This is a genomic window from Saccharopolyspora sp. NPDC050642, from assembly GCF_040654735.1.
Taxonomy (GTDB): domain Bacteria; phylum Actinomycetota; class Actinomycetes; order Mycobacteriales; family Pseudonocardiaceae; genus Saccharopolyspora; species Saccharopolyspora elongata.
In genome coordinates this window covers 516931-539347 of record NZ_JBFAIN010000001.1, presented here as the reverse complement: position 1 = coordinate 539347, position 22417 = coordinate 516931, and the positions used below count along the sequence as shown (strand labels likewise).

Sequence of the window (22417 nt, the reverse complement as noted above, 5' to 3'; positions counted from 1 at the left end):
GGCGTTCGGCGCATTCCTCCCGGCGCAGGCCGGTTCCGGCCCGCAACCGTTCGATGTGGACAGAGATGGTGCCGGGACGGTCGGCCGCCCCGGCACCGGTGGATCACTCGCTCCGGCCCAGTTCCGCGAGGTATTCCGCCCGCTGTTCGGTCAGGCGCTCGACCAGGGCGGGCGCCTCGGCCCGCTCGATGGCCGAGGTGTAGCAGGCGAGCGCCTCGGCCGCGCGACCCTGGCCGCGCAGGATCTGAGCGGCCAGGAACTCGCTGTTCGCGCCCGCATTCGCGTCGCCGCTCGCGGCGTACCCGTCCGCCGCCGCCAAGGCGTACTGGACCGCCTCGTCGTGGCGCTCCGCACCGGCGAGCTCGCGTGCCTTGGAGTCGGTGGCGTCGGCAGCGAGCCACTCCTCGCCCGCGGCGTTCGCCTCGGCGATCACCGCGTCGAAGTCCGCGATGGCCGACTCGTCGCCCAGGTTCGCCTTGGCCAGCCCGCGCTCGTTGAGCATCCGCAGCGCCGACTGGCCGTCCTCGGCGGCGCGCGCCCGCTCCAGCACGGCGTCGATCACCTCGATGGCCTCGTCGTCGCGGAACTGCACCAGCATCCGCGCCAGCTGCGTCGCCAGGCCCACCTGCAGCGGTAGGTGCTCGGCCTCGACGGCGTGCCCGAGCCCCCGCTGGAACGCGCCGTAGGCGACGCCCGGCTGGTTGCCGCGCAGGGCCGCGACGCCCAGGCCCAGCATGGTCTCGCCGAGCGCGACCGGCGGCGCCCCGGACTCGGACTCGCCGCGGTAGACCTCGTCGATCACCTCGATCGCCTCGTCGGCCTGGTCCGACCAGGTCAGGTACTGCCCGAGCCGGAACTTCTCGGCGAAGGCGCCGGTGATCCCGGCGGACTCGGCCTGCCGCAACGCGAAACGCATGCGGGCTGCGGCCTCGGCGTCGCGGCCCAGGTCCGAAAGCAGTTGCGCGCTCAGGCCGGCGGCGTTGAGCACCAGCCGGGCGCCGCCGATGGCCACCTGCAGGGACAGCGCCTCCTCGGCAGCCTGCAGGGCCTCGTCGAGCAGGCCCCGGGTGGCCAGCGCCTGCGCCTTCATCCGCAGCCCGACCTGGCGGGTCTGCCTGCCGATCCCGGCGTCCCGGAGCAGGTCGTCGATGGAACCCGCGGCCTCCTCGAACCGCTGCGACATCATCAGCAGGAACGTGCGGTGCAGCACGGCGTGGTTGCGCAGCTGCCGCTCGGCGATGGTCGGCTCCGCCACCGGCACGAGCAGGGCCGCCGCTTCCTGCGCGTCGCGCAGTGCTTCGTCGACCCGTTCTTCGGTGCCGAGCACGTCCGCCCGGGTCGCGAGCAGATCGGCCAGGACGTCCCGGCCGGCGCGGGCGCGGGCGTCCTCGATCGCGGCGTCGAACGCGGGCAGGTCGGCCGCTGTCGCGGTGCCGTACAGGGCGAGGCCGATCTGGTCCTCGACGTCGGCGTAGTCATCCCGGCCCAGCTCGCGCAGCGCCTTCCCGCGGTCGGCGAGCGCGTTCGCGGCCTGCTCGTGCTGATCCCTCGCGACCAGGGCCTGCACCGCGACGCGGTAGGCGTCCGCGGCGACCGCCCGCCCACCTGCGGCGAGAGCGTGCTCGACGGCGTCCATGACCCCGTCGTGATCTCCGGTCGCGGCGTGCTCACCGGCCCGCCGCAGCCAATCCTCGGCCGTGGCCGGCTCGGTCGTGGTGACCTCGGCCGCCACGACCGGCGTGTAGGTGCTCGACTCCAGCGGCACGTCGTAGCGCTCGTCGGCGAGCGCCCGGGACCGGGCCACCTGCCGAGTGTGGAAGTCGTTGCCGTTGCGGGTGTCGAACGCCGCCCCCAGCCGGTCGGCCGCCGCCCAGAACGTCGCGGCCAGGTCCACCGCCGTCCACGGGCCGACGTGGTCGCCCAGCAGCGGCGCCAGCACCGGGTCGTCGGAGTGCCGCACCGGCGTCGAACCCTGGCCGGCCCGGGTGACCGCGTCCAGCAGCACGGCCGCGGCGCACGACCCGGCGAACTTCTGCCGGTCGTTCATCGGGTCCACCATCAGGTCGCGGATGTGCCGCTCCAGCAACGCCAATCCGCGTGCCTCGTTGCCCGTGACCGCGCAGAAGACCCAGTGCCGGGCGATCATCGCGATGTTGTCCGGGTTGCCGCGCGCGGCCCGGTAGCCGCGCATGTGCGCGGCGGCGGCGTCCTCGCCGCGTCCCAGCCTCAGCAGCGGCAGCAGCGAATCGGCCTCGTTGCCCTCCGGCTCCTCGCCGCAGCTGAGCTGCTGCTCCTGGATCTCGTCGAACAGCGCCACGGCAGCCGCGTCGTCGCCGATGGTCTGCTGGTAGTCCGCGAACTCGCTGCGCGCGCAGGCTTCGCAGTGCGAGTATTCGTCCCTGGGCAGGGCCTCCAGCTCCAGGCGGAACCGCTCGGCGTCCTCCAGCCGCCCCGTCTCCACGGACGAGGAGAACAGCGACTGCACCACGCCGGAGCGGCCGACGCCGGCTTCGGTGTAGCGGCGGTCCATGTCGGCGAGCACGGCCTCCAGCTGCGCCGAGGAGAACTGCAGGCTGCCGGTCACCGTGGAGGCCATCCACTTGAAGTACCAGAGCAGGTCCCAGGAATCGGCGGCGCCGGTGAGCTCCGAGGGGAACCGGACCGGGTCCGAGTCGAACTTGCCCAGGCACCAGGCGAAGGCGGCGAGCATGCCGTCGGTGTCGCCGGTCATCTTCGCCGAGGTCACCAGGCGCATCCGCGCCGCGTAGGCGAGTTCCTCGTGCCCGGCCTCCTCGGACAGCGCGATGGCCTGGTCGAGCAGCGCGCGTTCCGGCGCGCCGTACGGCGTCTGGTCGGCCTCGTCGAGCAGGTCGGTGATGGTCTTGGCGGCGTCGCTCATGCCAGGTCGCTTTCGAATCCGATGGACAGGTGGACGAGATCGGTCATCGTCGTCGTGAGCAGACGGCGATCGCGGGCGGACAGCGGGCGGTGGCCGGCGAGCATCGCCTGCAGGTAGACCAGTTGCACCGAGCGGGAGAACACCGCCTCGTCGCGGACGTCCGCGAGCTGCCGGACCAGCGGGTTGGACCAGTTCAGGCACAGCCGGGCCGTCGCGTCCGCGCCCCGCACCGCCGCGTGCTTGGCCATGAACGCGTCCGCGTCGGAGACCAGGCCGGCCCACAGGGTGGGGGCGACGTCGGTGGCCTTGGAGCGCTCGATGTGCCGCAGCACCTCCGGATCCGCCACGTACAGCGCGGGCAGGTCCACCGGCGCGAACATGCGCACCGCCGCCTCCGCTCCGGAGTCCGCGAGCACCGCGGTGGCGCGATCCTCCAGCGCGACAACGGATTCCCGGTCCGCCAGCGGCGGCGGGTTGAGGTTGTCCAGCTCGGCGGTGACGCTGACCCGCTCCAGCGCCAGGCCCGGGGTGAGCTCCACCAGCTGCCGCAGCAGGTCGGCGTCGAAGGCGTACCCCGCGTTCACGATGGGCGCGTCCGCCGGGATCACGGCCGCGATCTGGCGGAACTCGTCGACGGTCTCGGTGTAGCGCACCCGGGGCGTGAGGGCGGCGTAGTCGGTGACCTTCATGGTGCCCGCGCTGGTCTCGACCGTGAGCCAGGAGAACAGGATCCGGGCCAGGTCGGCGTCGTGGACGGCAAGCGCCTTCATGCCCTGCTGGTGCACGCCCATCACCTGGCCGAACAGGTGCGGGTCGGTGCGGGCCGTGCCGAGCAGCCACCGGCGCAGCTGGGCGCCCAGTTCCGTGCGGGTGTGCTCCAGGTCGTCGCCGCCCACGAACGATTCCCGGGACGCCGTCGGCTTCAGGTCGGTCGTGTCCAGCACGCACCGCACGAAGAAACCCCAGTCGGGCAGCAGGTCGTCCACCCGCTCGCTCAGCAGCATCCGGCCCAGGTACACGCGATTCGCCTGGTTCCCGCCGGGCGGCGGCGCGTACGGCAGCACGAACGCCACGCCCCGGGTACCCGTGCCGGGCGCCTCGACGGGGAACGCGGCGAGCGGTTTCGCGCCGACGATCTCGGTGCCGAGCTCCAGCACCTGCTCGGGGTGGGCGTGCGGGTCCAGGAACACCGGTGCGCGGGTGAGGGTGTCCCGGGTGCCGTCCGGCGCGGCGACCTCCACCGGGTGCGGCAGGTACTGGCCGAACCGGGTGGCCAGGGCGCGAATCCGGGCCGCGGAGAGCATCTCGGCCTCGTCCGGGCGCGGGGTCAGGCGCACCGTGGTGCCGATCGGCAGCGCGTCGGTCTGGTCCTCGGGCAGCTCGCGGACGTGGAAGGTGCCCTCCGCGCGCCCGATCCACTCGATGGCGCGGCCGCCGCGCGCGGACCGGCTGAGCACGGTGATGTGGTCGGACACCATGAAGCAGGAGAGCAGGCCGATGCCGAACTGGCCCAGGTAGTCCTCCCGGCGCAGGTTCAGCACCTCGTCGCGCTTCGAGGAGCGGCCCACGGTGGCGAGCAGGTCGGTGGCCTCGGCCGCGGTCAGCCCGATCCCGTTGTCGGTGAAGGTGAAGTCGGGCCGGCCCGCGGCGGCGGGCGTGATCCGCATCCGCCCCTCGGGGGCCGTCGGGTCCAGCCGCCGGCGGGCCTCGATCGCGTCGCGCCCGTTCTGGAGCAGCTCTCGCAGGAACACCTGCGGGCTGGAGTAGATGTGCCTGCTGAGCAGGTCCACCACGCCGCGCAGGTCCACCTGGAACGGGCGCGCGGGTACCTGCTCCGCCGGGTTCCCGGGCTCGGGTGCGGTGGTGGGCATGGCGGAACTTCCTTTCGCGGTGCGCCCGCTGGTGGGGGCGCGGGTTCGGGCCGCGTGGTGGGCGGCGGGACCGTGCCGGGGGTTGCGATCGGGGCGCGCGGCAGCCAGTCTCCGTTGGCAGGAGGGAAAGCCGATGCGCTGGGCCGCTTCGCATCCCCGGCGGCCTCGCGCGGTTCAGATATACCACCTGCCACCGACGACTCCGGCGCTCGGTCGCACCCGGCGGTGGTGACCTGGGCCATTCGGCCGTCCGGAACCCTTGCGGTGTAGGCAGAAATACCCACAGGCGGAACCGGTGGCCGGGAAGAGCGGTCAAGGCGCGGACACCACTCGACGCACCGGCAGCGGATTTCGCGGAGTCCTCTTCGGACTCCTGCGGCGGAGCGTCAGGATCGTCCTGCGCGGACGGCGATATCGAGCACGAGCAGTTCACCTTCCGTCCGGGGATCGGTCACGAAATCCACACCGGACTCGTGCGATCCGGGCGGTCAGCCGGCGGGCTGGAGGATCAGGCAGGTCGTCGTGGCGTGCGCCATCAGCTTCCCGTGCTCGTCAAGCACTTTTCCCTCGGCCGTCGCCGTGCTGCGGCCGGCGTGGATGACGTTGCCCTCGGCGGTGAGGGTGCGTCCGTCGGTGCGCGCGGCGCGGATGTAGTTCACCTTGAGTTCGAGGGTCGTGTAGCCGACGCCGGCCGGGAGCGTGGTGTGCACCGCGCAGGCCATCGCCGAGTCGAGCAGGGTCGCCGCGATGCCGCCGTGGACGGTGCCCAGCGGGTTGGCGAAGTCCGGGCGGGTTTCCAGCGAGATGACGATCCGGCCGTGCTCCACCTCGTCGAACCGCATGCCGAGCAGCCGGCCGATGGACGGGATGTCGTCGGTGCGCTCGGACTGCACCCAGCGCATCAGTTCGAGGCCGGACATGGCGGCGAGGTCTGCGGTGGACACGGGAAGCTCCTTGCTGTTGCTGATGATCAGGCCGTTCCTCAGGACCGGCCGGTGGTCTCCTGCAGGCTGCGGGCCAGCAGTTCGTGGATCTCGACCGCGGCCGCTTCCATCGGCGCAGCGCTCTTCTCGGCCTTGCACATGACCATCGCGCCTTCGGCGGCGGCGATGACGAAGGCGGCCAGCCGCTTCCCGCGTTCTTCGGGCAGGCCGTGCCGGCGGAACAAGGCGGCCAGCGCCTCCTGCCAGCGGGCGAAGACCGCGCCCGCCGAGCTCGCGAGCTGCGGCGCGTCGTCGTTGGTCTCCACGGCCACCGCCACGATCGGGCAGCCGGCCCGGAAGTCGCTGGCCACGATCCGGTCGCGCCACAGTGCGACGAAGGCGTCGATCACCACGACGGGGTCGTCGGCCTGCGCGGCGGTCTCGATCAGGCCGGTGATCGACTCGCCAGCGAGCGTCACCGCCTCGTCGATGAGCTGCGTCCGCCCGCCGGGGAAGTGGTGGTAGACCGAGCCGCGAGGGGCGCCGCTGTGCGCGAGGACCCGGTCGATGGTGGTGGCGGTGGCCCCGTGCTCCCGCAACAGCGCCTCGGTGCTGGTGAGCATCCGCTCGCGGCTGTCGCTCCTGCGCGGGCTCACGCGGCCACCGTCCCGGCGGCCGCCGGAGCGGCGCCCGCGGTGGATGGGCCGTTGGTCATGCCGAGCGCCTCACGCACGTCGAAGAAACTTCCGTTCGGTAATTTATGACAGGTGACATAGTACATGCAAACGGGTGAACGGCGGCCTCCCCAAGGGGGGTTCGGGCCTGCCGGTATGATCTCGATCTTGTTCTGGGGCGGGGGCTGGGGATTCTTATGCTGCAGGGCCTGGGCATCAGCGAGCTGGGAGAGCAGATCTACCGGCTGCTGCTGACCGGGGCCTCTGCCGAGCCCGAAGTTGTCGGTTCCCGACTCGGCCTGGCGCCCGACGAGGTGACCACCGCGCTCGCCGAGCTCCGGAAGAGCGGCCTGGTGGAGGAGTACGACGACGGCACCGGCTCGATCCGCCCGGTTCACCCCAACATCGCCTTCGGGCCGCTGCTCGCCCGCGCCCGGGTGGCGCTGCGCGCCGAGGAGCAACGCGTCGAGCTGGCCGCGGCGACGGTGGAGGAACTTTCGGCACTGCAGCCGCAGGGAATCGCCGTGGGCTCGCCCGAGGTCGAGCTCAACCGCGGGCCCGCCGCGGCCTTCAGCTGCCTGGAGCGCATCGCGGCGACCGCGCGCGAGGACGTGCTGGTGCTGGCGGCATCCGGGCCGGCTCCCGGCGTGCCGGATCCGACGGACTACCGCCCGGTCGTGCAGCTGGCGGTGTCGCTGGCCGAACGCGGCGTCCGGCTGCGGGTGATCATGCTGGACAGCATCAACTACCTGACGCCGCTGGTCGAAGGCGCGCGGCGGATGCAGCAGGCCGGCGTGGAGATCCGGATGAGCCCGACGCTGCCGGTCTGGACGATCGTCGTCGACCACGAGTACGTGGTGACCGCCCTCGACATCGCCGACCACGACCGCGGGAGCATGCTGGTGCGGACTCCTGGCGCGGTGGCCGCCGCCGCCGACCTGTTCGGCCGGTGCTGGCGGGCGGCCGCGCCGCTCGGCGAGGCCGGACCCGAGCCCGCCATCGGGCCGCTGACGACGGCCCAGCACCAGCTGCTGGTGATGGTCGTCAACGGCAGCAAGGACGAGGCGGTCGCGCGCCGCTTCAGCGTTTCCACCCGCACGGTGCGCCGGATGATCGCGGACCTGTACGAGGTCGCCGGGGTGTCCGGCCGCATCCAGCTCGCCTTCCGCGCGGCCAAGCTCGGCTGGCTCGACGGTTCCGAGCTCGACCGGCTGTGAGGCGGTGCCTGTCCGGCGGCGGACATGGCCGCACGCGGCCGGATCGGCACCACCCCGCACCGCCGTCCCACCTGCACGACCACCACGAAAGTGACGGAGGTGCAGGCGATGTCGTTCACGATCCGCCCGGACGAGCTGCGGAAAGCGGCCGGGCAGGCGAGCTCGGCAGCGGAGCAGGTGCGAGGAGTCGCGTTGCGGACGGGCCCGGAGCAGATCGCTCGCGCATTGCCCGGCGCAGCAGCGTCCTCGGCGGCCGCGGCGCTGGCGGGGGACTGGAATGCCGAGATCGAGCAGTGGGCGCGGGCGGCCGGCGACTACGGGCGGAACCTGGACGCGTGCGCCGCCCAATACCTGAAGGGCGACAACAGCGTCGCCGAGGAGTTCACCGCGATCCGGCTTTCGGCCTTCGGAGGTCTTCGATGAGCATCACGATCGGCACCATCCGGAAGTGGGAACCCGCTGCGCTGGACGAGGCGGTGCGGACGCTGCTCAAGCACCGCGACGCGTTGATCGCGCTCGACGACGAGCTCACCGGCTGCAAGCCGCCGGCGAGCTGGCGAGGGGCGGCCGCGGACGCGGCGGCTCCTGCCCACGCCAGGATCGCCGCCTCGGCGCGGCGGCTGACCGCCGAAGTCGCTGCGGTCCGGACGGCGGCCGCGGACGCCGCGGATTCCGTCGAGGCGCTGCGGAAATCCCTGGCGGAAGCGGAGAACCTGGCCAAGGCCAACGGATTCACCATCGCCGACAGCGGGGCCGTCGAAGACACCGATCCGCCGCGGAACGTGCCGGCCGGCGAACTCGACGCGGTCAAGGCGGAACGCCGGGCCGTGCAGCTCGAACTGGTCGAGCGGGTCCGGGAGCTGGTGCGGCGCGGCGGCATCATCGATGCCGGGCTCGCGAAGGTGCTCGGTATCGCCCGAGGCGACGAGTTGCGGCCCGGCGGAACGCTGAAGCAGGCCGCCGAGGCCGGATCGAAGGCGGGCGACCTGCCGATCACGCCACCGCCCAACGGCAAGCCCGGCGCGAACGCCGCGTGGTGGGAATCGCTGTCGGACGCGGACAAGACGGCCGTGCTCAAGAACCACCCGGCCTGGATCGGGAACCTCGACGGAGTGCCCGCCGCGTTCCGCGACCAGGCGAACCGGGCCAGGCTCAAAGCACTCCGCGCCTCGGTGCAGGAGGAACTCGACGGCAGCCTCACCGACGAGCTCTCCACGCCGTGGGTCTACACCGACGCGGAGAAGAAGATGGCGGCGATCCACGCGATCGACAAGCAACTCGCGCAGGGCGACCGGCAGCTCCTGCTGCTGGACATGTCGGAGGAGTGGCCGAAGGCCGCCGTCGCCACGGGCAACGTGGACACGGCCGATCACGTCGCGGTGCAGGTCCCCGGGATGAACTCGACGGTCGGCGGCACCCTGGAGCTCAAGCAGGGCGAGATGACCCGGCTGCACGACGAAGGCAAGTCGGTGGCCGGCGTGACCTGGATCGGGTACGACTCGCCGAACATGCCGGAGTCGCTCGTCAACGGCCAGGCCGAAGACGGCGCCGCCGACCTGGCCCGCTTCTTCCAGGGCATCAACGCCTCCCGGGACCACGACCCGCACCTGACCGCGCTCGGCCACTCCTACGGGGCCGTGACCACGGAGGCGGCGCTGAAGAACGAGGGGACCGGTGTGGACGACACCGTCCTGTTCGGCGGCCCCGGGCACGTCGTCGACCACGTGTCGGAGCTCAAGGTGCCCGCCGGCTCGGTCTACACCCTCAGCGCGGACGCGACCGTCTCCCTGCACGGCAAGTCCGACTTCAACAACGACATCGTCGAAGCCATGGGAAGCCTCTTCCGCACCGGGGAGCTCGACGGCGCGACGGAACTGTCCACCGACGCCCAAGGCAAGAACCAGCCGACCAATGGACACTCGGCCTATCTCGACGCGGGCACGACGAGCTACGAGAACATCAAGAAGATCGTGACTGGAGAACAGGACGACGTGGTCGAATGAGCTACCTGACCGAGCGCGGTGACCGTATTCCACCTCCTCCGCCCGGACCAGCCCGATGCGGCCGCAGGGTCGGACGGGCGGTGTCGCTGAAGCGGGCACCTCTGCCGACGAGCAGCGGGCGGGATTCCAGCGGCGTGGCGGTCGAGGCTTCGTCGTGCGTCGTGCCCGGGATTCCGGTGGGTGGTGCGCTGTGAACGCCGATCAGACGTTGAGCAGCGGGCGGACTCCGGTTGGTGCGGTGCTGCGTTCTCGTCATGTTCCGCGCCTGCTGTCGGCGTCGCTGATCGGTCGGCTGCCGACCGGCATGGCGCCGCTGGCGATCCTGCTCACCGTTCGCGACGGCGGCGGCGACTACCGCTTGGCGGGCTTCCTGATCGCGCTCTACGCGGCGAGCGCCGCGGTGTGCGGGCCGGTGATGGGCCGGCTGATCGACCGGACGCGCCAGGCCCCGGCGCTGTTGGTGAGCGCGTCGGTGTCGGCCGCCGCGCTCCTGGTGCTGGCCTTCGCGGATCCGGTGCGCAGCCCGGCGATCGGCGCGATCGCGGCCGTAGTCGCCGGCGCGGCCACGCCGCAGCTCGAACCGTGCCTGCGGGTGCTGTGGGAGCACGTGGTGGCCGGCGAGCGGAACGTCCGGGCCGCGTTCTCCCTGGACGCGGCGACCCAGGAGCTCATATTCGTCACCGGCCCCCTGGTGGTGCTCGGCGCGATCGCCGTCGCGGGCCCCGCCGCGGGCCTGGTTTCCGCCGCGGTGCTGGGCTTTTCCGGTGCCGCCTGGTTCGCGACCGCCCGCCCGGCCCGGGCGTGGCGCGGCACGCGGGTGGAACGCCACTGGGCCGGGCCGCTGCGCGGTGCGGGGGTGCTCAGGCTCTTCGCGGTGCTGGTCTGCGTGGGGGCCACGATCGGCGTTTTCACCGTCAGCATCACCGGATACGCCGAGGCGGAGGGAAGTTCCGCCCACGCGGGCTGGCTGATCGCGCTGAACGCGGCGGGTGCACTGGCGGGCGGGATCGGGTACACCGCCGTGGGCGCGGCGCACCGCGAAGACCGCCGGCTGCTCGTGCTGCTGGCGCTGCTCGCCGCGGGCTACCTGCCGCTGGTGCTCACGCCCGGCATCGCGCTGATGTTCCCGCTGGCCTTCCTCAGCGGATGCGCGCTGCCCGCCGTCCTGGCGTCGGCGTTCGCGCTCATCGCCCGGATGGCGCCGGACGGGACGCTGACCGAGGCGCACGCCTGGATGATCACCTCGTTCGGGGTCGGCAACGCGATCGGTTCGGCGCTGGCCGGGACGCTGCTCGACGTGGCCTCCGCCCGGTCCGCGTTCGTGCTGGCCACCGCCACCGCGGCGGCGTCGGCGCTGATGGCCGTTCCCCGATTGATCCGCAATTTCCATTGAAATTGAACCTTCGATTTCAATGGAAATTGCGGCCGTCCCACGGCCGGTCGGCCAGGCCGGACTCGTAGCCGGCGATCACCAGCTGGGCCCGGTCCCGCGCGGCCAGCTTGGTCATCAACCGTCCGATGTGGGTCTTGACCGTGCTGCGGCTGAGGTGCAGGTGCTGCTCGATCTCGGTGTTGGACAGCCCGCGCGTGATCAGCGCCAGCACCTCCGCCTCCCGCTGCGTGATCCCGCTGAGCTCGCGGCGGGGCCGGACCTGCGGTGCCGGACCGCTGGTGAACTCGGCGATCAGCCGCCGGGTGACGCTCGGGGCGAGCAGCGCTTCGCCGGCGGCGATCACCCGGATCGCGTCGAGCAGCTGGTTGGGCCGGATGTCCTTGAGCAGGAAGCCGCCGGCGCCGGCGTGCAGCGCCCGGTACACGTAGTCGTCGAGGTCGAACGTGGTGAGGACCAGCACTTTCGGCGCCTGCGGCAGCGCGGTGATCCGCGCGGTGGCGTCGATCCCGTCCAGCTCGGGCATCCGGACGTCCATCACGACGACGTCGGCCGCCTCCTCCGCTGCCAGTTCCACGGCGGCGGATCCGGTGGCCGCCTCGCCCACCACGACCATCCCCGGGGTGGCGTCGACCAGCAGGCGGAGGGTGCTCCGGAAGAGCGCTTCGTCGTCCGCCAGGAGCACGCGCAGCTGCTCACCCATCGGCCACCTCGAACGGAAGCCGGGCGCGCACCGCGAACCCGCCGCCGGGCTCGGGGCCGATGTCGATCGTCCCGCCGTGCAACGCGACTCGTTCGCGCATCCCCAGCAGGCCCTGGCCTGGCGGCCCCGGCCGCTCGGGCGGCTTCCCGTCGTCGACGACGGACACGGTCAGGACACCGGCTTCGGTGCTGAGGCCGAGCCGGCAGCTGGTCGCCCCGGCGTGGCGAAGCACGTTCGTGAGCGCTTCCTGCGCGATGCGGTACGCCGACGCCCGCACCGCCATCGGCACGTCCGCCAGGCCGGACTCGTCGAACTCGACCGCGACACCGGCGGCCCGGACGTTGGCGACCAGGCCGTCGAATCCGGAATCCGGCGATGCCTCGGCCGGATCGCGCAGCGCGTCGAGGACGGCGCGGACGTCGGCCAGCGCGCGGCGGCTGACCCGCTCGATGGTGGCGAGCGCGGCCCGGCCCTCTTCGGGATGGCTGTCCACCAGGTGGTTGGCGACAGCCGCTTTCATCGCGATCAGGCTGAGGTTGTGCCCGACGACGTCGTGCACGTCCCTGGCGATGCGCAGCCTTTCCTCGACCGCCGCCTGCCGGGCGAGGAGCTCGGCGAGCTGGGCGGCCTGGCCGCGACGCGCTTGCACCGTCCGCGCGAGAGCCCAGGTGCCGGTCAGAACGACCGCGCTGTAACCGAACACGCTCACCGGAGTGGTCGCGAAGGACTCCGCGTTCTCCGGCACCGCGACGAGCGGCAGGCCCGGAACCAGGACGACCGCCAGGCCGGCGACGGCGACCCCGGCCAGCGCAACCGCCAGGAACACCCAAGAGGGGAGTGCCGGGCCGGACAGCCCGACCGGGTAGAGCGCGAAGGCGATCGCCAAGACCACGACGTCGTTCCCGGTCCCGGTGGCGATCGCGGTCATGCCCGCCACGAGCACGACACCGAGAACCGCTCGCGGCCAGCGCCTGCGCACCACCAGCGGCGCGCACAGCACGACCGCCAGCGCCCATTCGAAGGGCACGGCACCGGGCGCGCGCAGCGCCGCCACGAGTACGAGCGCGGCCGCCACCACGGCGTCGAGCGCGACCAGTCGTCGCGATGCGGCGGTCCCAGGAGCGATCACGCGACGACCATATCCGCAGGAGAACGCCCCCACATCGGACCACGGTCCGATCCCGCAATTCGGCCCCTGGTCCGATGTGGACACGACGATCCGCGGCCGACACTGCTCGGCGTGATCATCAAAGCACTCATCGCATCCGGCGCGTTCGCCGTCGCCGCCGCGTTCGCGCCGCCGGTCGGCGCCGCCGACATCGACTCCGTCGTCGAGGAATACCTCCGGGACAGCGGCCTGCCTGGCGCGGCGGTCGCCGTCACCCGCGGCGACGAAGTGGTGCGGGCCGCCGGGTACGGCCGCACCCCGGCGGGCGAGCCGGTCACGGAGCACACGGCGATGGCCGTGGCCTCGGTGAGCAAGTCGATCACCGCGCTGGCCGTGGTGCAGCTGGCGGAGGCGGGCCGGGTGGACCTCGACGAGCCGGTGCGCAGGTACCTGCCGGAATTCACCACGGCCGACCCGCGCGCGGGCCGCATCACCGTGCGCCAACTGCTGGACCAGACCTCGGGGCTCTCCGACTCGACCTACCCGCCCTTCAGCCGGCCGCAACCGGATTCGCTGCGCGCGGCGGTGGCCGGGATGGGCACGACGGAGCTGGCAGCCGAGCCCGGAACCCGGTGGGAGTACCACAACCCGAACTTCCAGGTCGCCGCCCGGCTGGTCGAGGTGGTCGCCGGGCAGCCCTTCGACGGCTACCTCCAGGAGCACGTCTTCGCGCCGCTGGGCATGACGGACAGTCGCACGATCGGTACGGCCGCCGAGATGCCGCCGAGCGCGCACGGTCATCTGAAGGTGCTCGGTTCGGCCGTCGCGGTGCCGGAACCGCCCGCCTTCGGCAACGGCTCCGGCGGCGTGCTCAGCTCCGCGCACGACATGTCCGCATGGCTGATCGCGCAGAACAACGGGGGCCGCGGGCCCGGCGGGGCGACCATCGCCACGGCTTCGGCCATCGCCGCCACGCACACCCCGTCGTCGGAGGTCTCCGGCGACTACGCCCTCGGCTGGTCGGTGGGCACGACCGGCTCCGGAGCGCCGGTCATCGCGCACAGCGGCGACCTGTTCACCGCCACCGCCTACCAGGCGTTGCTGCCGGCTTCCGGGTACGGGATCGCGGTCATGGCCAACACCGGGCTCGCCCACGGCGACGCCAAGGTGATCGCGGATCGGCTCATCGCCCTGGTGGAGGGCACCCCCGCGCCTGAGCACGACGATCCGCTCGTGGTGGCCGACATCGTGTTCCTGGTGCTGACCGCGGGTGCCGTGCTGCTCGCGATCCGCGGCGTGCTGCGTTCGCGGCGGTGGGCGGCGAAGCGGTCGAGCGCGGTTCGCGCCGCACTCCGCCTGCTGCCGCTGGCGATTCCGCTGCTGGCCTTCGCGTTCGTCGACCGGGTCGTCAGCGCGCTCTACCGAGGCCGCGACGTCGCCTGGATCCAGGTGCCGTACCTGTACCCGACGTTCATGCTGCTGCTCGCGACAGCGGCCGCCGGAAGCCTCGTGGTGGCCTCGGTGCGGATCGTGCGCTTCGCGCAGGCCGCTCGCGGCAGGTGACTTCGGAAGTCCCTTGTAGACCCTTGAGCGGATGCCCACCCGGATCGTCGGTTCGCAGTTTCAATTGAAACTGTCGTCCCACGAGGACGCGGCCGATGCGGTGCGGTTGCTCGTTTCGACGAGCGGTGACGAGGTGGCCGCCGAGACCGCGCTCGGATGGTTCGACGCGGCCCACGAGTTCTAGTCGCCTGTTGACTTTCCCGTTTCCTTCTTCCTAGCATTCCTCGATCCCCCGGTCCCGAGGATGTGGTGATGCGGTCGAAGCCGGCCGAAAAGTGCGTGGTCGGGGGCTTTTCGGGGAACTTTGTTTCTGTTGCGGGAGATTGTTTCCGGCGCGGGAGTTCCTTTTTATCTCGTCCCGCTTTTCGTGGAGGAAGAATGCGAAAGTATCCGGCGATCGCTGCCGCGGTCGCGGTGTTCGCCTTCGGTTCAGGAGCGGTCGCGGACGCCGTGCCGCTTCCGGCCGACCCGGTCGAACTCGACGTGCTGTTCATCGGCGCGCACCCCGACGACGAGGCAGGCACGCTGTCCACGCTCGGCCAGTGGAGCGAGCAGCACGGGGTCAAGGCCGGTGTCATCACGACGACCCGGGGAGAGGGCGGGGGAAATGCCGTCGGCTTCGAAGAAGGCCCGCCGCTGGGCCTGATCCGGGAGGGCGAGGAGCGGCGCGCGGTCGGCAAGGCCGGCGTCGGACACGTCTACAACCTGGACAAGCTCGACTTCTTCTACACGGTCAGCGCGCCGCTGACCGAGCAGGTCTGGGGCCACGAGGACACCCTCTCCCGGATCGTGCGGGTCGTTCGCGCGACCAAGCCCAAGGTGATCGTCACCATGGACCCGTCGCCGACGCCGGGCAACCACGGCAACCACCAGCAGGCGGCGCGGCTGGCCGTCGAGGCGTACCTGAAAGCCGGTGACCCGGCGGCGTTCCCGGAGCAGATCTCGGGCGAGGACCTGAACCCCTGGCGGGTGGGGCGGATCTTCCAGGCGGGCGCGCGGGGCACCGCGGACCCCGGGCCGGAGTGCGAGGCGACCGGCTACCGCCCGGCCGAGCCCACCGACCGGGTGCTCGGCGTGTGGGCGGGGCATCCTTCCGCCGCCAACGGCGGGAAGCCGTGGTCCACAGTGGAGCGCGAAGCGGAGTGGGAGTACCGCACCCAGGGCTGGGCGAGCAACCCGCCCGCGCCGACGGACCCCGCGAAGATCGGCTGCGACTGGTTCACCGAGATCGACAGCCGCGCGCCCTACGGCCCGTACGCCGCCGGGGTCACCGCCGCGCTGGACGGCGCCGTGCTGCCCGGCTCGGGCGGACTGCCGGCGGGCACGGAGCTCGCGGTCGAGGCCGACCGCTTCGACGTCGTGCCGGGCGCGCCGTTCGAGGTGACGGTCCGCGCCAAGGCCGCAGGCCGCGCCATCCCGCAGGGCCGGGTGCGGCTGGACGTGCCGGAGGGATGGCAGGTCACCGGCTCGGGAGAGCTCGGCACGGTGCCGCCGGGCCAGGAGAAGGCGGTCCGCTTCACCGTGACGCCGCCGGCGGACGCCGCGCCGAACACGCGCTCCAGGCTGGCGGCGAGGCTGGACACCGCCGACCACGCCAGCGGGGTTTCCTCGCGCGTGGTGCGGGTCGTGCCCGCGGTGCGCGGCACCATCGAGCCGCTGGCGCAGGTCGGCCAGTTCCGGGACTGGGCCGGAAGCATCGGCGCGCCGCAGCTGGACAGCCTGAACAAACCGGTGCTGACGCTGGGCAGCGGGCAGTCCCGCTCGGTGCGGGTCGACCTCGTCAACCGCGGCGAGACCCCGGAAAGCGGCTCGGTGCGGCTGAACCTGCCCGACGGTTTCCGCGCGGACGCCGCGGCGAAGGAGTACTCGGCCCTGGCGCCCGGCGCCGCCGGTTCGGTGACCTTCGAGGTGACCAACACCGACCCGAACCTGCCCACGTCCAACCGCGCTCCCAACGACGGTGACTACCCGATCACCATCGACACCACGTCGACGCACGGGACCGGAACGGAGGCGGCGGCACTGGAGCTGGTCCCGGTGACCACGATCCCGAAGGCGCAGTCCGCCCCGGCCGTCGACGGCGTGGCGGGTGACGGCGAGTACACCGGCCCGGAGCTGGACCTGTCCTCGCTGTGGGAAGGAACCCCGGCCCCGGCGGACGACATCTCCGGGACCGCGAAGGTGACCTTCACCGACGACGCGCTGTACGTGCTGGTGCACGTGACCGACGACGTCCTCGGCACCGTCATCGAGCCGAACGACTGCAAGCGGCACCGCCGCACGGATTCGGTGGAGATCACCATCGACCCGGCGGGCGGGTCGGAGAACACCGCCACCGCGTTCAAGTCCGGGATCTTCCCGATCACCAACGATCCCGAGCACGGCAACCCGCCGTGCTTCGAGCGGGACGCGGACAACCACCAGGGCCCGGGCCAGGAGACCGCGCCCGGCATGCAGGTGGCGTCGAAGCTCGCCGAGCCCTACGGCGGCTACTCGGTCGAGGCGAAGATCCCGTTCTCGGTGCTGCCGGACGCCGTCGACCCGGGGCGCATGGGCCTGAACGTGCTGATCTACGACTCGGACACCCAGGACAAGACCACGCAGACCCGGGTCGGCTGGTCGACCTGGAAGGGCGTGCGCGGCGACCCGTACCGCTGGGGCCTGGCCGAGCTGCCCGGCTACCAGCCACCGGCCACCCGGCCGAAGGAGCCGGTGCTGCCGGACACCGCGGCCCGGAGCGTGGATTCGCCGCTGAGCATCCTGCAGTCCAGTGTGGACGGAGTGCCGCTGTCCGGGGCGCCGGGCCTGGCCGCGGACGCGGTGCAGATCCGCTCGGTGCGCCGGGTGGACGCGACGACCGTGGACGTCGAGCTCGCCGCGAACGTCGCGGGCGTGGTCCGGCTGTTCGGCTGGGACGGCGAGCAGGCCACCGGGCAGGTGAGCCGCGAGCTGCCGAAGGGCGCGACCACGGTGCGGCTGCCCGTCGGCGCGGCTGATCGCGTGCTGCTGTCCTACGAGTCGGGTGGCGCCACGCTCGCCCGCACCGCGCCCGTCGAGGGCTGATGTGAGCGGCCCTGCCGGTCCCGTCCGGCAGGGCCGCTCAACGGACCCGTGTGCACTTTGTGTCGCCATGGCAACAGAAAGTGTGCACGGGTCCGCCGGCCTGCGCGGCCTTGGATCTGGCGGTGACGCGGGCTAGACTTTCATTTCGACAGAAAGAAAGTCGAGGCGCCCGTGACCAGAACGCTCGCCGAGGATCGGCGGACCTCACCAGGCAAGACCCCGCGCGGGCGGCGGGACGGCCGCGCGGCGGTGCTCCGGCAGCTGCGCGAGCGCCCGCTGTCCCGCACCGACCTTGCCGAGCTGACCGGGATCAGCCAGCCGGTGATCACCAGGCTGGTCCGGGACCTGCTGGCGGACGAGGCGGTGCACGAGATCGGCGCGGCCGGCTCCACCGGCGGCCGCCGCCCGGTGCTGCTGGCGATCCGGCCGCGAAGCCGCTGGGTGCTGCTGGCCCGGCTCGCCCGCGGCCGGGCGGAACTGGCGCTGGCCGACCTCACCGGCACCGTGGTGGCGCACCGGCACGCCGCCTACGAGGGCGACCGGATGGAGCCGGAATGGCTGGTCGACGAGCTGGTCGCGCTGTGCCGCGCGAACGGTTTGGCCGCCTCCGACGTGTGCGGCGTGGCGGTCGCGGTGCCGGGCGTGGTGGCGCCGGGCACCGGGATCGTCGGCACCGCGCCGGACCTGGGCTGGACCGGCCCGGAGGCGCTGGGCGAGGCGCTCGCGGGCGGGTTCGGCGACTGCGTGCTGGTGGACAACGACGTCAACCTGATGCTCACCGGCGAACGGGTGCACGGCGCGGCGCGCGGCGCCGACGACGTGGTGCTGCTCTACATCGGACGGTTCATCGGGGCGAGCATCATGCTCGGCGGGCGCGTGCTGCCGGGTGCGCACGGCGCCAGTGGCGAGATCGGCCTCCTGCCCCTGCGCGAGCAGGCCGGGGACTCCACAGTGGAGCAGCGCTACGGGCTGGGCGGGCTGGCCGACGAGATCGGCACCGCGGAACCGGTGCGGGCGCTCGCCGACCGGGGCAGGCTGGACGAGGTGGTCGCGGCGTGGACCCACCTGGCGGTGGTGCTGTCGCTGGCCGTGGACCCGGCGCTGGTGCTGGTCGGCGGCGCGGCCACCGAGCTCGGCGAGCCCGGCCTGGTCGGCATCCGGGCCGAACTGGCCCGACGCGTGCCGGTCTGCCCGGACGTCCGCTTCGCGGAACTCGGCGACCGCGCGGTCACCCAGGGAGCGCTGGAACGAATCCGGGACCTGGTGATCGACGCCGGAGCCCTCCGCGACTGACGCCCCGCAGCATCGGAACGAACGGCCTGTTCGCCTCGTCCATCGAGGTGAACAGGCCGTTCGCGGCGAACCCGTGCGCTTCGGGTGGTGGTTCAGGACTTCGCGGCGCCGTAGGTCAGGTGGACCACGCCGTTCTCGAACACTTCCTGGCCGGTCAGGCTCAGCGGGAGGCGCGGGGTGCCTTCCGGGAACAGCCTGTCCCCGGTGCCGAGGACGAGCGGGTAGACCAGCAGGTGCAGGCCGTCGACCAGGCCGTCGGCCAGCAGGGCGCGCACCAGCGTGCCGCTTCCGCTGATGTAGATGTTGCCGTCGACGTCGTCCTTCAGCTTCCGGATCGCCTGCGCGTCGTAGGCCCCGAACACCGTCGAGTTGTTCCAGATGTCGGCCGTGGTCAGGGTCGACGACACCACGTGCTTCGGCGTGTCGTTGAAGAACGGCGCGCCCGGGTCGTCCTCGACGGTGCGCCCGGACCAGGCCGGGGCGAACATCTCGAAGGTCTTGCGGCCCAACAGGATCGCGCTGCTGGCCTCGGTCAGGCCGCCGATCGCGCGGGCCATGCCCTCGGTGAAGCCGTACTCGGCGGTCCAGATCGGGCTCTCGAACACGCCGTCCAGGCTGACGAACTCGTGCACGTGGATCTCGCCCATGTCGGTCTCTTCCCATCTCGGTTGTGGCATGCGGTCCGGGCCGCGACGTGCCGGTGGCCCAACCGTACAGACACCCGGCCACGCGAAAACTCATCTACGACCGAAGGAGGACATCATGCGCGTGATCCGGACCGATGAGTTCCGGCCGCCCCGGTCGTCTACCCACTCGGACATCACGAGCAGAAGGTGGATCGATGCCAGACCTGCACGACATCCTGCAGAAGCACGTCGACGGTGGATCGGTGCCGGGGGCCGTGGGCCTGGTGGCTCGCGGCGACCGGGTCGAGGTGGCCGCCGTCGGTTCCCTCGCCGTCGGCGGTGTGCCGATGGCCCGGGACTCGATCTTCCGCATCGCCTCGGTCACCAAGACCGTCGTCGCCGCGGCGGTGCTGATGCTGGTCGACGACGGCCTGATCGGGCTGCACGACCCGGTCCGGGAGTGGCTGCCGGAACTGGCCGAGCCGTCCGTCGTCCGCACGCCCGGCAGTCCGGTGGACGACGTGGTTCCGGCGGCCCGGCCGATCACGGTGTTCGACCTGCTCAGCTCCACGGCGGGCTACGGCTTCGCCTCCGACTTCGAGCTGCCGGCGGTCCAGCGCCTGTTCTCGGTGCAGCGGGACGGTCGCGAGCCGCAGAGCTTCCCGGCGACGGACGAGTGGATGGCCGAGCTGTCCCGGGTTCCGCTGCTGCACCAGCCGGGCGAGGCGTGGCTGTACGACACCTGCTCGGCCCTGCAGGGCGTGCTGATCGCCCGCGTCTCCGGCCGTTCGCTGCCGGACTTCCTGGCGGAGCGGGTGTTCGGGCCGCTGGGCATGGCCGACTCCGGGTTCGTGGTGCCTGCCGAGGAGCGGACGCGATTCACCAGCTACTACCGAAGCGGCCCCGCCGGGCTGGAGCTCGCCGACGGCCCAGACGGGCAGTGGAGCACCCCGCCCGCTTTCCCGCTGGGTTCCGGCGGGTTGGTCGGGACCGTCGACGACTGGTTCGCCTTCGGCCGGATGCTGCTGGCCGGCGGCACCACCGCCGACGGCCGCCGGCTGCTGTCGGCCGATTCGGTGCGCATGATGACCACCGATCACACCACCGCGGCCCAGCGCGAGACCGGCGAGGTGTTCCTGGAAGGCCAGGGCTGGGGCTTCGGCGGCGCGGTCGACATCGCGGCCATCGACCCGTGGAACGTGCCGGGGCGCTACGGCTGGGTCGGTGGGACCGGGACCTCGGCGCACATCGTCCCGTCCACCGGCGCGGTGGCAATCCTGTACGCCCAGGTCGCGATGGACGGCCCGGTCCCGCCCGAGTGGATGCGGGACTTCTGGCGGTACGCGTGCTGATGGCCCCGCCGGACGGTCAGGGTTTGCGGCCGATGCCGCCGAGCGTGGACAAGTCGGCCGGGGAATCGACCGGTGGCTCGTCGGGGCGCCAGCGGGTGCAGGGCACCAACCCCGGTTCGAGTAGCTCCAGATCGCGGAAGAACGCGGCGATCTGCTCGGGGCTCCGGCTGTGGTAGGGGATCGCTCCGGCGTCGGCCTGCTTGCGGCGGGCGGCCAGCAGCCCCGGATCGGTGTCCGGGCTGTCGAACAGCGCGAGGTAGCTGCCCGGCGGCAGTGCCCCCAGCAGCCGGTGGACCAGGGACCACGGATCGTCCTCGTCCGGGACCAGGCCCAGGATGCCGAACAGCACCAGCGCGACCGGGCGGTCCAGGTCCAGCGTGTCGGCGGCGCACGCCAGGATGCTCTCCGGGTCGCGGATGTCGGCGTGGATGTAGTCGGTGGCGCCCTCGGGGGTGCCGGTGAGCAGCGCCCGGGCGTGGGCCAGCACCAGCGGATCGTTGTCGACGTAGACGATCCGGCATTCGGGGGCGTGCCGCTGCGCGATCTCGTGGGTGTTGTCGGCGGTGGGCAGGCCGGTGCCGATGTCCAGGAACTGGCGCACCCCGGCCTCGACGACCAGGTGCCGCACGACGCGCGCCAAGAACGCCCGCCCGGCGCGCGCCGCGAAGTCGATCCCGGGGAACAGGGCCCGGAAATCGTCGCCGGCCGCGCGGTCGACGGCGTAGTTGTCCTTGCCGCCGAGCCAGTAGTTCCACATCCGCGCCGAGTGCGGCACGGATGTGTCGATCTCGACGGACTCGTGTGCCATTCCGCAGTACCCCCTGTTGCAGATCGCGGGGAAAATACCACGGTCCACTCGCCGGGAGGGCCCGTTCGGGCAGGCCGCCGCTGGGAAATCCTCCCCACCGGAAGGAGCAGACATGGCTGAGCAGACGACACCGCGAGTGGTGGCGGTCAACCGGGGCGCGGAGCACGCCGACGGGCCGGGGCGAACTCGCGGCCCGCAGCACGACGCGCTCGGCGCCTGGGTCGGCAGGTGGATCAACGAAGGCCACGTGATCAACGATGACGGAACACCCGGGCCGGCGATCACGACCTCCGACGTGTACGAGTGGGCTCCCGGCGGTTTCTTCCTCCTCCACACGGCGTACGGGCGCATCGGCGAGACCGGCGTGGGCGGCACCGAGATCATCGGCTACGACGAGGCGAGCGGGAACTACACCTCGCACTTCTTCGACAGCAGCGGAAACGTGGTCGTGAGCAGTCTGGTCGCGCGCGGCGACACGTGGACCTACCAGGGCGAAACCACCCGTGCCACGGTGGATTTCAGCGCCGACCACCGCGTCCAGACCGTCTTGCACGAGCGCACCGACGACGGAACGACCTACCAGCCGTCCATGCGGGTCACCCTCATCAAGGTCGACTGAGGAATCAGGATTCCTTGCAGCAGTACGTCTCTTCGGGGAGCGGCAGCGGCCCGTGGTAGAAGCGCTTGGCGGCGTTGAGCCCGTTGGCGTTCAGGGTGACCTGCCATCAACCAAGATCATGGCGAGCCGGGGCCAGCGCGCGATCGTGCTCAACGGTCAGCTCAGCGCTTGTCCGCCTACCAGCCGGGTTTTCGGAGTCTCAGGGCGCGTTCGGCAGCGGCGATGGCCCCTGCGATGGGGAGGGCGATTTTCGCCCACTGGGGGAGCACCTCGGCCTGGCGACGGTCAAGACCCACGTATCGGCC

18 protein-coding genes are annotated in these 22417 nt (G+C 72.2%); 10 read left to right on the top strand and 8 right to left on the bottom strand.

Annotated features, from left to right (window positions below; all coding sequences use genetic code 11):
* Window positions 1-103: 103 nt before the first annotated feature.
* The 4 genes from AB0H93_RS02505 to AB0H93_RS02490 form a co-directional block, all read right to left on the bottom strand.
* Window positions 104-2899: a hypothetical protein gene (locus tag AB0H93_RS02505; protein ID WP_358566180.1), complete on the bottom strand. Its 2796-nt coding sequence runs from the start codon at window positions 2897-2899 to the stop codon at window positions 104-106.
* A complete protein-coding gene (locus AB0H93_RS02500; RefSeq protein WP_358566177.1) occupies window positions 2896-4770 on the bottom strand; it encodes an HSP90 family protein in 1875 nt (624 codons plus the stop codon). The genes AB0H93_RS02505 and AB0H93_RS02500 overlap by 4 nt, the downstream gene beginning before the upstream one ends.
* Window positions 4771-5258: 488 nt before the next feature.
* The gene (locus AB0H93_RS02495) at window positions 5259-5714 is read right to left on the bottom strand and encodes a PaaI family thioesterase (protein ID WP_358566174.1); all 456 of its coding nucleotides are present in this window, start codon (window positions 5712-5714) and stop codon (window positions 5259-5261) included.
* Window positions 5715-5752: 38 nt separating this feature from the next.
* Window positions 5753-6349 (bottom strand): TetR/AcrR family transcriptional regulator, encoded by a 597-nt coding sequence (locus AB0H93_RS02490; RefSeq protein ID WP_358566171.1) that lies wholly within the window; start codon window positions 6347-6349, stop codon window positions 5753-5755.
* Between the two features lie 215 nt (window positions 6350-6564).
* Here AB0H93_RS02490 and AB0H93_RS02485 point away from each other — a divergent pair, with 215 nt between their 5' ends.
* From AB0H93_RS02485 to AB0H93_RS02470, 4 genes are all read left to right on the top strand, one after another.
* Window positions 6565-7584: a DNA-binding response regulator gene (locus tag AB0H93_RS02485; protein ID WP_358566168.1), complete on the top strand. Its 1020-nt coding sequence runs from the start codon at window positions 6565-6567 to the stop codon at window positions 7582-7584.
* A gap of 108 nt (window positions 7585-7692) precedes the next feature.
* Window positions 7693-8007 carry a hypothetical protein gene (locus AB0H93_RS02480; RefSeq protein WP_358566165.1) on the top strand — a complete coding sequence of 105 codons (315 nt, stop codon included), beginning with the start codon at window positions 7693-7695 and terminating at the stop codon, window positions 8005-8007.
* Complete coding sequence (locus AB0H93_RS02475) at window positions 8004-9587, top strand: alpha/beta hydrolase (protein WP_358566162.1); 1584 nt, start codon at window positions 8004-8006, stop codon at window positions 9585-9587. Before AB0H93_RS02480 ends, AB0H93_RS02475 begins: the two co-directional genes overlap by 4 nt.
* A gap of 190 nt (window positions 9588-9777) precedes the next feature.
* Window positions 9778-10980 (top strand): MFS transporter, encoded by a 1203-nt coding sequence (locus AB0H93_RS02470; protein WP_358566159.1) that lies wholly within the window; start codon window positions 9778-9780, stop codon window positions 10978-10980.
* Between the two features lie 16 nt (window positions 10981-10996).
* On the opposite strand, the gene AB0H93_RS02465 is transcribed toward AB0H93_RS02470, so the two are convergent.
* A complete protein-coding gene (locus AB0H93_RS02465; protein ID WP_358566156.1) occupies window positions 10997-11680 on the bottom strand; it encodes a response regulator transcription factor in 684 nt (227 codons plus the stop codon).
* On the bottom strand, window positions 11673-12809 hold the full coding sequence (locus AB0H93_RS02460; RefSeq protein ID WP_358566153.1) for a sensor histidine kinase: 1137 nt from the start codon (window positions 12807-12809) through the stop codon (window positions 11673-11675). The genes AB0H93_RS02465 and AB0H93_RS02460 overlap by 8 nt, the downstream gene beginning before the upstream one ends.
* Before the next feature lie 111 nt (window positions 12810-12920).
* On the opposite strand from AB0H93_RS02460, the gene AB0H93_RS02455 reads away from it, so the two are divergent.
* The 4 genes from AB0H93_RS02455 (at window position 12921) to AB0H93_RS02440 (ending at window position 18707) form a co-directional block, all read left to right on the top strand.
* Window positions 12921-14351, top strand: a complete 1431-nt coding sequence (locus AB0H93_RS02455) for a serine hydrolase domain-containing protein (RefSeq protein WP_358566150.1) — start codon at window positions 12921-12923, stop codon at window positions 14349-14351.
* A 31-nt stretch (window positions 14352-14382) separates the two neighbouring features.
* Window positions 14383-14535 carry a hypothetical protein gene (locus tag AB0H93_RS02450; RefSeq protein WP_358566147.1) on the top strand — a complete coding sequence of 51 codons (153 nt, stop codon included), beginning with the start codon at window positions 14383-14385 and terminating at the stop codon, window positions 14533-14535.
* A 194-nt stretch (window positions 14536-14729) separates the two neighbouring features.
* Window positions 14730-17414, top strand: a complete 2685-nt coding sequence (locus AB0H93_RS02445; protein ID WP_358566144.1) for a sugar-binding protein — start codon at window positions 14730-14732, stop codon at window positions 17412-17414.
* A 171-nt stretch (window positions 17415-17585) separates the two neighbouring features.
* The gene (locus AB0H93_RS02440) at window positions 17586-18707 is read left to right on the top strand and encodes an ROK family protein (RefSeq protein ID WP_358566141.1); all 1122 of its coding nucleotides are present in this window, start codon (window positions 17586-17588) and stop codon (window positions 18705-18707) included.
* 92 nt (window positions 18708-18799) lie between these two features.
* Here AB0H93_RS02440 and AB0H93_RS02435 read toward each other — a convergent pair whose 3' ends face one another.
* A complete protein-coding gene (locus tag AB0H93_RS02435) occupies window positions 18800-19354 on the bottom strand; it encodes a dihydrofolate reductase family protein (RefSeq protein WP_093264607.1) in 555 nt (184 codons plus the stop codon).
* A 194-nt stretch (window positions 19355-19548) separates the two neighbouring features.
* Here AB0H93_RS02435 and AB0H93_RS02430 point away from each other — a divergent pair, with 194 nt between their 5' ends.
* Window positions 19549-20685 (top strand): serine hydrolase domain-containing protein, encoded by a 1137-nt coding sequence (locus AB0H93_RS02430; protein WP_358566138.1) that lies wholly within the window; start codon window positions 19549-19551, stop codon window positions 20683-20685.
* 16 nt (window positions 20686-20701) lie between these two features.
* Here the strand turns inward: AB0H93_RS02430 and AB0H93_RS02425 are convergent, their stop codons facing one another.
* Window positions 20702-21493 carry an SAM-dependent methyltransferase gene (locus tag AB0H93_RS02425; protein ID WP_358566135.1) on the bottom strand — a complete coding sequence of 264 codons (792 nt, stop codon included), beginning with the start codon at window positions 21491-21493 and terminating at the stop codon, window positions 20702-20704.
* Between the two features lie 112 nt (window positions 21494-21605).
* Here AB0H93_RS02425 and AB0H93_RS02420 point away from each other — a divergent pair, with 112 nt between their 5' ends.
* Window positions 21606-22112: a DUF1579 family protein gene (locus tag AB0H93_RS02420; RefSeq protein WP_358566132.1), complete on the top strand. Its 507-nt coding sequence runs from the start codon at window positions 21606-21608 to the stop codon at window positions 22110-22112.
* The last annotated feature ends 305 nt before the right edge of the window (window positions 22113-22417 follow it).